The sequence below is a fragment of the Paenibacillus sp. NRS-1760 genome (assembly GCF_050467785.1).
Lineage (GTDB): Bacteria > Bacillota > Bacilli > Paenibacillales > Paenibacillaceae > Pristimantibacillus.
In genome coordinates this window covers 104282-118225 of the sequence record NZ_JBITPK010000010.1, presented here as the reverse complement: position 1 = coordinate 118225, position 13944 = coordinate 104282, and the positions used below count along the sequence as shown (strand labels likewise).

At 45.5% G+C, this 13944-nt stretch carries 15 protein-coding genes and 1 other annotated feature; of the genes, 6 read left to right on the top strand and 9 right to left on the bottom strand.

What is annotated here, in order from left to right; all coding sequences use genetic code 11:
• Position 1: 1 nt before the first annotated feature.
• From ACIFSR_RS11610 to ACIFSR_RS11590, 5 genes are all read right to left on the bottom strand, one after another.
• A complete protein-coding gene (locus ACIFSR_RS11610) occupies positions 2 to 382 on the bottom strand; it encodes a hypothetical protein (protein ID WP_339207559.1) in 381 nt (126 codons plus the stop codon).
• 186 nt (positions 383 to 568) lie between these two features.
• Entirely contained in the window at positions 569 to 928 is a 360-nt protein-coding gene (gene rplT / locus ACIFSR_RS11605; RefSeq protein ID WP_054028358.1) for a 50S ribosomal protein L20, read from the bottom strand.
• Positions 929 to 978: 50 nt separating this feature from the next.
• On the bottom strand, positions 979 to 1176 hold the full coding sequence (gene rpmI, locus ACIFSR_RS11600) for a 50S ribosomal protein L35 (RefSeq protein ID WP_053374531.1): 198 nt from the start codon (positions 1174 to 1176) through the stop codon (positions 979 to 981).
• A gap of 34 nt (positions 1177 to 1210) precedes the next feature.
• Positions 1211 to 1708 (bottom strand): translation initiation factor IF-3, encoded by a 498-nt coding sequence (gene infC / locus ACIFSR_RS11595; RefSeq protein WP_144376751.1) that lies wholly within the window; start codon positions 1706 to 1708, stop codon positions 1211 to 1213.
• A 56-nt stretch (positions 1709 to 1764) separates the two neighbouring features.
• Positions 1765 to 1922 (bottom strand) — a sequence feature (ribosomal protein L20 leader region).
• 66 nt (positions 1923 to 1988) lie between these two features.
• The gene (locus ACIFSR_RS11590; protein ID WP_076268014.1) at positions 1989 to 3227 is read right to left on the bottom strand and encodes a glycosyltransferase family 2 protein; all 1239 of its coding nucleotides are present in this window, start codon (positions 3225 to 3227) and stop codon (positions 1989 to 1991) included.
• A 706-nt stretch (positions 3228 to 3933) separates the two neighbouring features.
• Here ACIFSR_RS11590 and ACIFSR_RS11585 point away from each other — a divergent pair.
• Positions 3934 to 4506, top strand: a complete 573-nt coding sequence (locus ACIFSR_RS11585) for a phosphatase PAP2 family protein (RefSeq protein WP_076268015.1) — start codon at positions 3934 to 3936, stop codon at positions 4504 to 4506.
• On the opposite strand, the gene trmB is transcribed toward ACIFSR_RS11585, so the two are convergent.
• Together trmB and ACIFSR_RS11575 are read right to left on the bottom strand one after the other, a co-directional pair.
• Positions 4503 to 5270 (bottom strand): tRNA (guanosine(46)-N7)-methyltransferase TrmB, encoded by a 768-nt coding sequence (gene trmB / locus ACIFSR_RS11580; RefSeq protein WP_076268016.1) that lies wholly within the window; start codon positions 5268 to 5270, stop codon positions 4503 to 4505. The two genes, ACIFSR_RS11585 and trmB, sit on opposite strands and share 4 nt — an antisense overlap.
• Before the next feature lie 153 nt (positions 5271 to 5423).
• The gene (locus tag ACIFSR_RS11575; protein ID WP_076268017.1) at positions 5424 to 5633 is read right to left on the bottom strand and encodes a hypothetical protein; all 210 of its coding nucleotides are present in this window, start codon (positions 5631 to 5633) and stop codon (positions 5424 to 5426) included.
• A 282-nt stretch (positions 5634 to 5915) separates the two neighbouring features.
• On the opposite strand from ACIFSR_RS11575, the gene ACIFSR_RS11570 reads away from it, so the two are divergent.
• The 3 genes from ACIFSR_RS11570 to ACIFSR_RS11560 all read left to right on the top strand — a co-directional run bounded on the left by ACIFSR_RS11570 (position 5916) and on the right by ACIFSR_RS11560 (position 8566).
• Entirely contained in the window at positions 5916 to 6881 is a 966-nt protein-coding gene (locus ACIFSR_RS11570; protein WP_430057486.1) for a TIGR01212 family radical SAM protein, read from the top strand.
• Positions 6882 to 6887: 6 nt separating this feature from the next.
• Complete coding sequence (locus tag ACIFSR_RS11565; protein WP_430057484.1) at positions 6888 to 7481, top strand: class I SAM-dependent methyltransferase; 594 nt, start codon at positions 6888 to 6890, stop codon at positions 7479 to 7481.
• Positions 7482 to 7585: 104 nt separating this feature from the next.
• Positions 7586 to 8566, top strand: coding sequence for a type I phosphomannose isomerase catalytic subunit (locus ACIFSR_RS11560; protein ID WP_430057482.1), 981 nt, complete (start codon positions 7586 to 7588; stop codon positions 8564 to 8566).
• Positions 8567 to 8649: 83 nt separating this feature from the next.
• On the opposite strand, the gene ACIFSR_RS11555 is transcribed toward ACIFSR_RS11560, so the two are convergent.
• Both ACIFSR_RS11555 and ACIFSR_RS11550 read right to left on the bottom strand, forming a co-directional pair.
• Complete coding sequence (locus ACIFSR_RS11555; RefSeq protein WP_430057480.1) at positions 8650 to 10542, bottom strand: B12-binding domain-containing radical SAM protein; 1893 nt, start codon at positions 10540 to 10542, stop codon at positions 8650 to 8652.
• Between the two features lie 157 nt (positions 10543 to 10699).
• Entirely contained in the window at positions 10700 to 12250 is a 1551-nt protein-coding gene (locus ACIFSR_RS11550; RefSeq protein WP_430057478.1) for a stalk domain-containing protein, read from the bottom strand.
• A gap of 190 nt (positions 12251 to 12440) precedes the next feature.
• On the opposite strand from ACIFSR_RS11550, the gene ACIFSR_RS11545 reads away from it, so the two are divergent.
• Together ACIFSR_RS11545 and ACIFSR_RS11540 are read left to right on the top strand one after the other, a co-directional pair.
• Positions 12441 to 13367, top strand: a complete 927-nt coding sequence (locus ACIFSR_RS11545; protein WP_083681946.1) for an RluA family pseudouridine synthase — start codon at positions 12441 to 12443, stop codon at positions 13365 to 13367.
• Between the two features lie 148 nt (positions 13368 to 13515).
• Complete coding sequence (locus tag ACIFSR_RS11540; RefSeq protein WP_430057477.1) at positions 13516 to 13851, top strand: DUF1904 family protein; 336 nt, start codon at positions 13516 to 13518, stop codon at positions 13849 to 13851.
• Positions 13852 to 13944: the final 93 nt, after the last annotated feature.

Below are 13944 nucleotides of genomic sequence, written 5' to 3'. Positions count from 1 at the left end.
ATTAAAAACCGTTGTAGCCCTGGTTTCCATAACCGCCGTAGCCAGCATTACCGTTATAACCAGCATTGCCACCATAGCCACCATAGTTGCCATTACCGTATTGGTTAAAATTGTTGTTGCAGCAGTTGCCGCCGCCGTAGCCACCACCAAAGCCGCCGCCCCATAAAGGAAGCGTGCCGATGGCAAGAAGGTCAAACAATACGAGAGGCAAAATTGCTTTCGTTTGCACGAGCTTGCCTTTGTCTTTTTCGAGTGGAGCGACGATCAGTTTATTTTGGTGTACCCGAACGAGCTTGCCAGTGACGACAGAGCCGTCAGGACGTACTGCATAAATGGATTTGCCGACCAGTTTCCGTACTTGCTGCTTGGAAACGTTACGCATGCGAAATCCCTCCCTTCCCGTTGTCCTACAGCATATTCGCGGAGGGTGGCATCCGTCTGTTTATTTGTCCTCTGCTCCAATAAATGTGCGCATGTCGGTTCATTTTCGCAAAAAAAAAACCGCAAAAAAGGCTGTCCAAAAATCATCGATTAGATGACTTGGACAGCCCTTATATGAGGTCAACGCCTAAGCGTTAATTTTTTCTTTTGCAATGCCAGCAAGCGAGTTGAACGAAGTCATATCGTTAACTGCAAGGTCAGCAAGGATTTTGCGGTTTACTTCTACGCCCGCAAGTTTCAAGCCGTGCATGAATTTGTTGTACGAAAGTCCGTTAATACGAGCTGCCGCGTTAATACGAACGATCCACAGTCTGCGGATGTCACGTTTTTTGTTGCGACGGTCACGGTAAGCGTACATTAGGGACTTACCAACTTGCTCCTTCGCTGTTTTAAACAGACGATGTTTCGAACCGAAATAACCTTTAGCTAGCTTTAGAATTCTTTTGCGACGACGAGTGCGGACAAAACCGCCTTTAACTCTTGCCATGAGTGGAAACCTCCTGTAGGTTGAATTAGCTTATTTGGTGTAGCTTATTATTACAAGTTAGAAAGGCCTTGTTTCAAACGACGAACGTCGCCAGCAGCCATAAGCGGTTGGCCAGCAAGTACGCGTTTTTGACGACCGGATTTGTGTGAAAGCAAGTGGTTACGGTAAGCTTTGTAACGTTTTACTTTACCAGTTCCAGTAATTTTAAAGCGGTCTTTCAGACTGCTGTGAGTTTTCATCTTAGGCATATCAGTTATCCTCCTTAAAGTTCTTCATCAGTTGTTAGCTGTTGGTTTTGGGTGCCAAAATCATAATCATGCTCCGGCCTTCCAGCTTAGGAGCGCGCTCAACGCTGCATAATTCGGCAACCTCTTTTGAAAGACGATCCAAAATCTTTTGGCCTAGAGATGCATGAGCAATCTCACGACCGCGGAATCTTACGGATGCTTTCACTTTATCGCCTTCATTGAGAAACTTAACAACGTTACGAAACTTCGTTTGGTAGTCATTTTCATCAATGTTAGCACGGAACCAAACTTCTTTAAGATCAACAATCTTTTGGTTTTTGCGTGCTTCTTTTTCTTTCTTCTGCTGCTCATAACGGAATTTTCCGTAGTCCATGATGCGGCATACCGGCGGTTTAGCCGTCGGTGCGACGTTCACCAGGTCCAAATTCAACTCGATAGCAAGCTGCATAGCATCGCGAATGGATTTAATACCGATTTGCTCGCCTTCAGCACCTACTAAACGCACTTCTCTGGCCCGGATTTCATCATTGATTTGATGTTCTCTGCTAATAACGTGCCACCTCCAAAAATGGTTTGTTCATGTCTCCACGCAATAAAAAAATGCGGGTTCGCTCGAACCCGCATCTCATAACCGTACATGTATGTCAGAGCATCACTTCAGTTGAAATGATGGAATGACTAATCGATTATCGCGAACCAGCCAGCCTGAGCCGAAAGGTGAGAAGCGGGTGCTTCTGCTTGTGCGTATTAAGTTAGTTGTAAATGTTACCGTGTTACTATACCATGGCCTACAAAGCCTTGTCAACAAGCGATTACACTTGTTTGCTTTGAACTTCTTCAAGACGGATGACACGTGTATGCTGGGTATGACTCCACTTTTTGTTGTTTTGCGTGAAGAATGCATGCACCGTTATCGGCCACCATGACAAGGTGAACAATAGAAAGGTCGGAATCCGCAAATATAGCTTCCACGAAACTTTAGCCATATACATGGATAAAGGTATTTGCACAAAAATATATGCCATGTACGGAATGCTCAGCCAAATTGGAAGCAGGTTGTACACGGAGGTGACGTTATCTCCGCCTGACAGCAGGATGTCTCCCCAAATGATCGCTGCAATAAAAAATCCAGCCAAATAATTATAAGCATTGAACACATAAAGGGCCGCATCAATCTTCGTCATGCTGCGATCCTTGATTCCCTGCCAAAGCAGAGGAAGCATATGTTTACGAGTAACATCAAAGTGTCCTTGCATCCAGCGAAGCCTTTGGCGAGCTGATGCTTGGAACGTAATCGGCTTCTCGTCGAACACCTTTGCCTCAAAGTTGAACTTCGGATAAATTCCGCGTTTAATGCAGCGGACTGTAAATTCTAAATCTTCAACCAAGCTTGTTGCTCCCCAGCCCATTTCCTGAAGCAGCTTTGAATCAAAGCACATGCCTGTTCCACCTAGAAAATTGGCAAGGCCAAGATTTGTACGCGGAAGCTGCCAAAGCCGGTTGCAGAACCAGTAGTTGATTGCATTTGCTGAGCTGACCCAAGAATCATTTGGATTTTTTGTATCCAGGTAACCTTGAATAACTCGGAATCCATTGCTCAAATCATTGTTCATGTACTGCAAGAAATCAGTCGCTACAAGGTTATCGGCATCAAAGATTGCTACGCCGTCGTAACTCTTTGGCATAGCCCACAGCTCTTTAAGCATCCACTCAACCGCAAAGCCCTTGCCGCGTTGATTTGGATTTTCACGAACACATGCATATACTCCATCATAACTATTTACAACATCGACTGTACCATCGGTGCAATTATCGCAAATTACAAAAATATCATAAAGCTCCCGTGGATATTTCATTTTTTGCAAGTTTTCAATCAGTGCGCCAACAACCTGCTCTTCGTTATGAGCTGCTATCAGCAATGCGAATGTCTTTTTCGGTGCATGAGAAAGATCTTCTTTTTTACGCCGCCATCCGAAAAACGTTAAAAACAGCTGATACACACCTAGCAATGCAAATAGAATTTGAACCACAAACATAATCGTATTGAACATGCGGCATTACCCCTTTAGACCCCATTTTTTTTGCTTTTTTTCAGCATCCACCCGTGGCTGCCGTAAGCTTTTTATTATATATTTTCTCTTTGTATGAGTGTTTCTCTGCAAACACTCTCGGACCTTAATTGATTCTCCACAGAAACAACTTCTTTGTCAAAAGTTGAATTAGTCTTCATTGCGCTTAATCTCGGCAGAAAAACGCTTGCATTGCACACGGATGAATACATTACCTCCTTTTACGACGACTCAGCCTTATTTTCAACCAATTGCTAAGTTTTTAGCACTAACGTCCTTATTTACGTTAAAATGTGTGAAAATGTTTCTTAAATCGAAATAGGTCTATGTGACGAACAAGTGAACGAGAAAGTTCCGTTCCGACATCTTTTGCGGTTTCGACAGACCCTGTCACAACCGCGTGGAATTTGTCCATTACAGTTTTACCATCAAATGCACATTATTAAACAGTAATTTGAAATCAATATTTATTCCCTGTATTTGGAGTGGAAATAGGATACCGATAGACGAATGACAGCGCATTCTCATCAGGCAGCACCCATGGAAAGCAAGTTAGTGCTATAATACTTACTTATCCTTAATATAGGGACAAGAAATAGTTTACGCTCAGCGAACAAAAACATGCTAAAATTAAGTCTGGAATTGATAAATGTTATAGAAGTAAGCCACCGTTAGGAGGATGACAGCGATGGAACGAATGATAGGCTGGCTGAAAACGAGTGAGCAAAGATTATTAATTTGGGCAAACCGGAGACCTTCAGGGAGAAAAAGACATCGAATTCTGGGGAAATGGTTAAGCACGGTCACACATATGGGCGGCGCAACCTTTACGCTCGCAACCGCCCTTCTATATGCATTACTTGCACCTGCTCCTTGGAGCCTTACTGGGTGGCAATGCTTGACTGCGGTCGTCATAAGCCATTTGCCAGTAGCAATTGTAAAGCGTAAATTCAAACGGCTTCGACCTTATCAAGCGCTGCCTGATGTAAATACATGTCATAAGCCGCTTGTCGATTCTTCATTTCCATCCGGACACACAACAGCGATCTTTGCATGGCTAGTCCCTATATTGCTGACTAGCGGGATATGGATGACTCTGCTGGTGCCGCTTGCGTTAATAATTGGACTATCCGTTGGATGGTCAAGAATGTATCTAGGGCTGCATTACCCATCTGATGTTGCAGCTGGCGCACTGATCGGAACGATAACAGCTTTGGCAGTCAATTATTCTTGGGTATCCTCTGCAGTAGGACTAAATTAATTATCCTCGTCATCCGAATCATTCGATACGGATTCTGATGCCTCAGCTTCCTCTTTAAGCGACTTCTCATGTTTCGCTTCACGATGCTTCCGAATAGCCTCGGAGCCGATAACCGCTTCAACACGATAAATATTTTGTCCTTTTTCCATAAACTTCATCTCATATTCCGTAAACACAAGGTCCTCTCGAGGGCCTTCTTTGTGTAAATGAAGCGAAATATTGCGCATGATAAGCTCCATTTCCGCGAAGCTGTTCAATGAAAACTCAAACAGAGATTGTGAATCCGTCTTAAAGTGGATCTCGCCGCGCTCGTTGAGCAGTTCAATATACTTCGCAACAAGTCTTGGATGCGTTAGTCTTCTGCGCGCATGCTTAGCCTTTGGCCATGGATCGCTAAAATTCAGATGGACGCGCTCAAGCTCACCCGGAGCAAACATCGTCTCGATTCCTTCAATATTAGCGCGAAGCAGCGCAAGATTGGGCGGATGAGACTCCCCTTTTTGCTCCCATACGATGCGTGCCTTCTCGCTTGCGCGGCGAAGAAGCTCATCATACATGTCGACACCAATAAAATTGATGTGCGGGTAGCGCGCACTCATTTGACTAATAAAACGACCCTTGCCCATGCCAAGCTCTACATATATAGGCTGGTCGTTGCCAAAAAACTCACGCCACTTGCCTTTGTGCGGCGCAGCATCAAGCACGACTAGCTCCGGCTGACCCTCTAAACTTTCACGAATACCTTTTCTTCCTCTTAAACGCATATGCAGTGATTCCTCCATTTATCGTAGACGATGCAACGAATAGACTAGTCCTTATTGTGCCCAAGAAATTGAGCATTGTAAAGAGGATAGAAAAAAGCCGCAGCCAATTATCGGCGATGCGGCTTTCTTATCGTGTCATTGGATGTATAGTCGTTACAGCAAAAGCTGATACGGAATCGGAGCGTTCTCTTTCTGTTCACGCTCGTATGTTCCCACTAATACTTCATTCAACTTCTTGCGAGCGGAAATTTCTACACCATGATTATTGTGAAAGCGGACGCCTGTAAGCGCCATCAATTCTTTTACAGTCAGCTCAACAGTTACAGTATCGTCGCCGTGCGGGATTTTGGTTACATTATTCATCTCTAATCACCTCATCGATTTATTAGTAAGAGTATTTCCATTTAATCGACGTTTCATGAATGCAGGTACATATGGGCTATGTTAGGTTTATTTGTTGTTTTGTCGCACTTTTAATATAACACTTCATGTAAGGTTACGCAAGTCTAAAAACACCCATTTCAAAAAATATTTCCAATTAAAGCGTTTTCCGAACATTCAATATCTATTCACATGACAAACGTGGCTTTTCCACTCGTTTTTCGCTAAAATATAGGGTGTAGGTCTTGAATGAAGGGGAAAACGATGATTAAATTATCAACATCGCAACAGCAGCAGCCACTGCTTTGGGGCGATAAACGATTTCATACATGGAATTATGAAATGCATGAGCAGTTGGGAGGCAAGGTATTCAAGGTTACGCTTGATGCCGGCTTCACTTGCCCAAACCGTGACGGGTCCATTGCAAAGGGCGGCTGTACATTTTGCAGCGCTCGCGGCTCTGGTGATTTCGCGGGCAGCAGGCGGGACGACCTCGTTACACAATTCAATAAAATACGGGACCGTCAGCATCAGAAATGGCAAAATGCGCAGTATATTGGATATTTCCAAGCTTATACAAATACGTATGCGCCCGTTGAAGAGCTGAGGGAATATTATGAAGTCATTTTGCAGCAGCCTGGCGTTGTTGGTTTGTCCATTGCAACACGTCCTGATTGCTTGCCCGATGATGTAGTCGATTATTTGGCTGAGCTGAATGAACGAACCTACCTTTGGGTGGAGATGGGACTTCAAACCGTGCACGAATCTACTTCAGAGCTCATCAACCGGGCACATGATACGGCCTGCTATCTCGATGCCGTAAAGCGTCTTCGGGAACGCGGCATTCGCGTATGTGCGCATATCATTTACGGTCTTCCTCAGGAAACGCATGAAATGATGCTTGATACAGGTCGCGCCGTCGCCAAGATGGACGTGCAAGGCATTAAAATTCATTTGCTTCATCTCATGCGCAAGACGCCGATGGTACGTCAGTACGAGGCTGGTCTGCTTCAATTTCTTGAGCAGGATGAATATGTGAAATTAATTGTTGATACACTTGAGTTTCTGCCGCCGGAAATGATCGTGCATCGCCTTACGGGAGATGCGCCGCGTGACCTGTTGATTGGTCCGATGTGGAGCATGAATAAATGGTCAGTGCTGAATGCCTTCGACGGCGAGTTGAAGCGCCGCAATACGTGGCAAGGCAAGTTATGGCAGCAGGAGGTTTAGCGAGATATGGGTTTTCTATCAGTCCTAAGCATGGCTCACAAATGGATCAACGAGCGTACCTCACCGGGTGACATCGTCATTGATGCTACTGCCGGCAGCGGTGTCGATACACTTGCGCTTGCCGAGCTTGTTGGACCTAACGGCACCGTATATGCCTTTGATATCCAGCAGGAGGCGCTTGATCGCACGCAAGAGCGCCTTTCTTCCCTAAAAAATAACAATAAGCTTCCCGATATTAAACTTGTGCTGAGCAATCACGCAAGTATGGCTGAGACTGTTGATCCTTCTATTATCGGACAAGTCTCAGCCGTAATGTTCAATCTCGGTTATTTGCCGGGAAGCGATGATCTCACGATCATAACCGAGCCTGCAACAACACTGGCTGCGCTCGATGCAGCTATCATGCTGCTGCGTCCTGGAGGTATCGTAACCTGCGTATTGTATCCAGGGCATCCTGGCGGTGCTGAGGAAGCCGCCTCCGTAGAATTATGGGCAGAGCAGCTGCCTCAAACCCTAGCGCAGACCGTTATTTACAGGCAGACCCAGCGAAAGGCAGCCCCTTACCTTATAGCGGCCGAGAAACGTCCAACTGCTCGTTAATCTTTTGCAACGCGCTCACCTTACAGCTCTTTAAAGCCAATTGCTCTGAATGTTATTTTTAACTGAAGTAGAACGACATACTACCGATATGGGAGAGATAAATAATGACAGTAAAACCTTATCCATTACAATTTAAAGCAGAAATGAAAGAACGCATTTGGGGAGGACGCGCACTCGAAGGTTTTGGCCTTGAAATGCCTGAAGGCTCAATTGGCGAAGGCTGGATGATCAGTGATCACCCTAACGGCATTACAAAAGTAATGAACGGCGAGCTTGCTGGCGTTGGACTTGACCAAATTCGTGAAACTTACGGACCTGTATGGTTTGGCTCACAAGGCTTTTCCGAGAAAAACGGACGTTTCCCGCTCCTTATCAAGCTGCTAGATTGCAATGATGACCTATCCATTCAAGTCCATCCAACGGATGCATACGAAGGGCTGCCTGAAGGCGAGCTTGGCAAAACAGAAATGTGGTACATCCTCGACGCTAAGCCAGGCGCAAAAATTATCTATGGCCTAAAAGACGGCATTGACCGTGCGGAGATGGAAGCAGCAATCACAGAAGGCCGCATTATGGACGCGCTTCAAGAAGTAACTGTTGAAGCCGGTGATGCATTTTACATTCCCGCAGGAACCGTTCATGCTCTCTGCTCTGGCGTTGTTGTCGCTGAGATTCAACAAAACTCCGACACTACTTATCGCTTGCATGACTACAATCGCCTTGGGCTTGATGGTCAGCTCCGCGAGCTTCATATCGAAGATTCCCTTAATGTCATTGCCTATGAAGGCGCAGGCGCTGAGCGAATGAAAACAGACAGCGCAGTAGCTGGCCAGTGGCTGACCATCGCTTCTTCTCCTTACTTCATCGTTGAGAAAGGTATCGTAGCCGCACCTTGGAAGCTGTCCACGTCGCTTGATAGCTTCGTTATCCTTGTAGTTGCCGATGGTGAGGGACAAGTAAAATGGGCGGATGGCGAGCAATCCGTTAAAGCAGGCGAGTGCTTCCTCCTTCCAGCTAACCTTGGCAACTATGAGCTCTCCGGCAGCATGACTGTACTTCGCAGTATTGTACCTGCTTCTGTTTAATTTCATATTTTCAAACCAATAACAAAGAACCTCCAAACCCTTTTGCTTCATGGGTTTGGAGGTTCTTTTCATTTCAATCAGGACTACTTAATCATCGCTTCTTGACCAGCTTTAATCTTTAAAGTGAAAGGACGCGGCTTCGGTTTGCTGCTGCCCGCTTCAAGTGCATATAAAACTACAAGCAGGGTATGATGCTCGCGATCAACCTCTCCTGTAGCAAGGAATGCTGCAAGATCAAACGGCAGCTTCTCAATAACCGCATGTTTGTGAAGCTCCTTCTCGCCAAATCGCAGTGCTGCGAATTCAGGAGATACATCCTCTGGGCGATCCGCTAAGTGGCGCATCCAGCCGCTCCACAGCGACTTGTCCATCGTAAACTCCCACCAGATTTTGCGAGGCTTATAATTATGATTAAGGAAATAATCGTATTTCATTAGCCCCAGCACAACGTCCTTATCTAAGCGTTCGCCTGCTATTGCGAGTATCTCTTCTGGTGAAGCAGAAACTCTCTTCGTATCCTCTTGCAGTGCTGGCACATGCTCGAAGTTCTTCTCTGCTGAGATAGGCAGCGATCCAAGAAATGCCGAGAGCCGCGAGAACAGATCCTCCAGCTGATGGCCGATCTTTTGCCAGCCGCTTCGTTCCCAGAAATCGCCGAACGCCTGGAAGAAGTCGAATGGCGATGGAAACACACGATCAACTAAATAAAGCAGCGTATGATCCATTCGGTGCGCATTCCAATATTTCTCCAATACATCCTCTACCCGTTTAATGCGAACGATATCGCCAAATGGCATCAGATCATTGCCTAGCATTTCATAAGGCGATCTGTCCATATAAATATAGCCCCATTTATCTGCTTCACGGCGGAGACCCGTACCGCGCAGCATTTTGAGAAAGCCTAGCTGCAGCTCCTCGGGACGCAGCTCGAATACATCATTAAACGTTCCGCGGAACGTATCATAGTTTTCAAGCGGCAGACCGGCAATCAAATCAAGATGCTGATCGATTTTTTGAGAATTTTTCACTTTCATAACGGTACGCACCAGCTTCATCCAGTTCTGACGACGCTGAACCGCTTCATTTGTTGGATCATTTGTAGATTGTACGCCAATTTCAAAGCGGAATATGCCTGGAGGAGCATTTTCAGCCAAATAATCAAGCACCTCAGGTCTCATGATATCTGCTGTTATTTCAAATTGAAAAACACAGCCCTGATGGTTTTTGATCAAAAACTCAAAAATTTCAAGCGCGTAATCCCGTTTAATATTAAATGTTCGATCGACGAATTTAATAAGCTTGGCGCCTTTTTCGATCAAATACAAAATATCTGCTTTCGTCCGCTCCATATCATAATAACGAACGCCAACCTCGATACTGGATAGGCAAAACTGGCAGCTGAACGGGCAGCCTCGGCTTGTCTCAAAATAAACGACACGGCTTCCCAAATGAGGAATATCCTCCTCAAAGCGATGCGGGGATGGCAGCTCATTCAGATTCAGCTTGGGACGCGGCGGATTAATCAGCACCTCGACACGATCCTCGCGCTGCTTCCGATACGTAATTCCAAATACCATATGGTATTTGCCATCGCCTTCAATCTCAGTAAGCAAATGATGGAAGGTCTCTTCGCCTTCGCCCACCACGATAAAATCAACCTCTTGCACACGCTCCATCCAATAGTCCATATCATAGCTGACCTCAGGACCGCCTAAAATAATTTTGATTTCAGGCATGATTTTGCGCAGCATATTAATAACCGTAATCGTTTCTTCGATGTTCCAAATGTAGCAGGAGAATCCGACTACATCAGGTTTTCTCGAAAAAATATCGGACACGATGTTCATCACTGGATCTTTGATGGTGTACTCTGCAATTTCAATATCGAATCGATCGCCGCTAAACGCCTTCAAACAGCGCAGCGCCAGTGATGTGTGTATAAACTTGGCATTTAATGTGGACAGTACCACTTTCATAAGTAATAACCTCTCTAACTTAAGCATTTGCCTATAAAGCACGTTTGCGAAAGCCTTCAGTGCTTATAGCAAGATGCCTTCTATTGTACAGAAAAAAATCAAAAAAAAGAAGAGGCATCCCTTGCCGCAGATCGCAGCAGCAGATGCCTCCATTTTTTTACACTCTTACTTTAATATAAAGTTCATTTTTGAGCTGCATATCGATAATTGGATAACGAACACGCCATTTGTCGCCGCCAAGTGCTGTGACCTCGCCCGATTCAAAGCCGCGCGGCTCGAAACCATAATCGCGCTCGAAGGAAATGAGCACTTGAATTTTCTCATCCGGCAGCATCTTATGGAACTCATTCCCTAGATTAATTGCCCAAAGCCTGAGTTCCTGAGACATCGACGCCCCGTATAACATATAAAACCTAGGATCAATATCTGCTGTCAGTACGAGCCAGCCAGCGGAATCACGTTTGGCTTCCCACTTCGTAAACTTAGCCTCGCCTTCTGTAGTAGATACAGAAGAGAATTGATCTTTCAGCACCTTCTCGATATCAGCCAAAGGAGCGCCAACGAGCGTATCCGGCAAGCTTGAAGGTAAAAACTTGGCGTTCTTTATTTTCTCCTCTGTCACTTCGCTATTCAAACTAGCAGCATGAATAACGGATACAGCAAAATTCAAATCCGCGCTCGTCCCAGAGTATCCAAGCGTGGTGATACCAATAAGATCTCCGAACTCATTAAACAATGCCCCGCCTGAGCTGCCGTGATCGATCGGAGCACTTGTCTGAATGTATCGGATACCGTCTTCATAGGTGATGTTGCTAATCAGACCGTCTGAAACTGTATTTTGCAGTCCAAGCGGACTTCCAATGGCAACGACTTTGCCGCCTTTATACGAGTTTAACCCGTAACCTAGAACGACCGGCGGAATGTCAATTGATTTTTCTGTTTTAACAATAGCTAGATCTGCTGCCTTATCATAATGAACGACGCCTGTAATCTTCAGCTCATCACCATAAACATCCAGCATAGTAGCAGAGGCTGCATCTCCGATAACATGATAATTAGTAAGAATCAGGTTATCACCAATAACAACGCCGCTGCCTTGAGCGCGATTGGTCATAATGAGAACAACGCTCTCATCATATTTATCTACGATTTCTTTAGGAGTAAGTCTAGGAATGTTTTTCTGCTGCTCAAGCCACTCGTTGTATTCTGCTTGCTCGGCAGCCTCTTGCGATGTGATTCGAACCGCGTTAGCGGCTTTATCCCATTTCACATTTGCGTTAAGAGCTTCCGAGATGAACCGAACGGGTACAAACGTAACGCCTTTGCGAACGACAGCAGGTGAATCGAGCTTGACTGTTTTACCGTTAATGACCGCTTGCTTCATGCCTACTTTAAGAGAAATAGAACGATTGCCTTTACGTCCAATAATCGTCTCCGTCTTTCCTTCCCAAGTTACGGTAGCGCCCAGTGCTGTAAAAATATCGCGCATCGGAACAAATGTGACGCCTTTCTCTGCAAACGCGCCGGCTGATAGAGCTAATTTCTTGCCATCTACAAACACCTGCAGTTGTTGCGTCGATACGGCAACCGTCTTGCTTGCAGCGCTGGCTGCCGCTACAGAATCTACGCCAAGAGTTGACAAAGGGGCAAGCAATAACCCGGCAATGAGCATAGGACTTAGCATAGTCTTTATAATTTTTGTTTTCACGCGATCATTTCCTCCAAACTTTTCCTTTTTCACCATTTGGTAAATCTATCATTAATCCTACCACTCCTCTTAACTCTTTGTCTATTAGATCGAGATTCATAGAGCGTTGTTAAACTGCCAAACAGAAGATTAGAACTGAAGCCCATACTCATGGTATAGTAGGAGCATTGAATCTAGGAGGTTTTTTGGCATGCATAGGGGAAAAAAGCGCGGAGCTCCTCAATCACAAGCAGATAAGAGCAAGTCCTACCCGGTTAACGAACCGATGGAACTGCTTCCCTTTCTCATAAAAAATATTTCAGGTGCTGGACGCAATGTAGTGAAATCCATATTAGCGAACGGACAAGTATCTGTAGGCGGAAAATCAACGACCGCTTACAACTATCCGCTTCAGCCCGGTCAAACCGTTACGGTAGGCAGAGACCGGCCGCAGGATAAAATACCGTTGGAAGGGCTCGCGATCCTTTTTGAGGATGAGCATATTATCGTTATAAAGAAGGAATCGGGGCTTCTGTCCATATCATCTGATTCTGCGCCAGAAAATGAAGTGACCGCCTATCGTCAGCTTATGGCGCATGTACGGGTCGAAAATACGAAAAACCGGATTTACGTTGTGCATCGTCTGGATCGTGATACGTCAGGTGTCATGATGTTTGCAAAGAGCGAGGCGGTTCAGCAGCAGCTGCAAAACAGCTGGCAGGATTCGGTTCAAGAACGCAGCTATATCGCGCTTGTAGAAGGATTGGTTAAGAAGGAGCAAGGTACAATCAGTTCGTGGCTGAAGGAAAGCAAAACGCTCAAAATGTATTCCAGCTCCTATCCGAACGATGGTCTGCACGCCGTTACCCATTATAAGGTGCTTCGTTCCAATAAAAACTTCTCGCTACTCGAAGTGAATCTCGAGACAGGCCGAAAAAATCAAATTCGCGTTCATATGGAAGACATCGGCCATCCCGTTGTTGGCGACAAAAAATACGGCGCACGCACACGCATCATTGGCCGCCTTGGCTTGCATGCCCGCGTATTGTCCTTCACGCATCCGATAACCGGCAAGCTGGTCAAGTTTGAAACTGAAATTCCTAAGCTGTTTCTTAAGCCGTTTCATGTGACGGAGTAAGCAGCAGCAAACAAACAAGCACCAGTCGTTATACAGGAATGCCCACTGATTGTGAATCAGGCGGCATTCCCTAGTATAAAGCGGCTGATGCTTTTTTTTGTTATACTACTATGGATATTTAATCTATCTATGCAGGAGGAACAGTGTAATGCCACATTTATTATTCCGCGGAGTACCGTCCGAGCAGTTAAAATCTGTTTCGGCACCGCTTGCTGCTGAGCTTGCCGCTATTTGCGAGTGCGGTACCGATAATTTTACAATGGCTTGTCTGAATACGACCAGCGTTTTTGGCAGTGAGGCAGATGATCAAGGGTTTGCATTTATCGAGGTCGGCTGGTTCGAGCGGGGACAGCAAGTAAGAAATCGATTTGCACAGGCAGTTACCAAATACGTCAGCCAGATTGGCCTATCTGAAATTGAAATCGTGTTTCATGCCTATCGTGAGGACAGCTATTATATTAACGGTGAAACCGTATCGGAATAACCTCATTCCATCTTTCGTGTGATGGACGTTATTTTCCAGTTATCGTTGGAATCTTCCCACTCCCCGGAGTCCCAATCCAAAAGGTTTTGAGAC

Coding starts and splice junctions, on each gene's coding strand:
- ACIFSR_RS11590 (WP_076268014.1), bottom strand. CDS start 3,227: ATGTTCAATACGATTATGTTTGTGGTTCAAATTCTATTTGCATTGCTA.
- rpmI (WP_053374531.1), bottom strand. CDS start 1,176: ATGCCTAAGATGAAAACTCACAGCAGTCTGAAAGACCGCTTTAAAATT.
- ACIFSR_RS11610 (WP_339207559.1), bottom strand. CDS start 382: ATGCGTAACGTTTCCAAGCAGCAAGTACGGAAACTGGTCGGCAAATCC.
- ACIFSR_RS11575 (WP_076268017.1), bottom strand. CDS start 5,633: ATGAATAATGTAACCAAAATCCCGCACGGCGACGATACTGTAACTGTT.
- trmB (WP_076268016.1), bottom strand. CDS start 5,270: ATGCGTTTAAGAGGAAGAAAAGGTATTCGTGAAAGTTTAGAGGGTCAG.
- ACIFSR_RS11545 (WP_083681946.1), top strand. CDS start 12,441: ATGCATAGGGGAAAAAAGCGCGGAGCTCCTCAATCACAAGCAGATAAG.
- ACIFSR_RS11560 (WP_430057482.1), top strand. CDS start 7,586: ATGACAGTAAAACCTTATCCATTACAATTTAAAGCAGAAATGAAAGAA.
- rplT (WP_054028358.1), bottom strand. CDS start 928: ATGGCAAGAGTTAAAGGCGGTTTTGTCCGCACTCGTCGTCGCAAAAGA.
- ACIFSR_RS11565 (WP_430057484.1), top strand. CDS start 6,888: ATGGGTTTTCTATCAGTCCTAAGCATGGCTCACAAATGGATCAACGAG.
- ACIFSR_RS11585 (WP_076268015.1), top strand. CDS start 3,934: ATGGAACGAATGATAGGCTGGCTGAAAACGAGTGAGCAAAGATTATTA.
- ACIFSR_RS11555 (WP_430057480.1), bottom strand. CDS start 10,542: ATGAAAGTGGTACTGTCCACATTAAATGCCAAGTTTATACACACATCA.
- ACIFSR_RS11540 (WP_430057477.1), top strand. CDS start 13,516: ATGCCACATTTATTATTCCGCGGAGTACCGTCCGAGCAGTTAAAATCT.
- ACIFSR_RS11570 (WP_430057486.1), top strand. CDS start 5,916: ATGATTAAATTATCAACATCGCAACAGCAGCAGCCACTGCTTTGGGGC.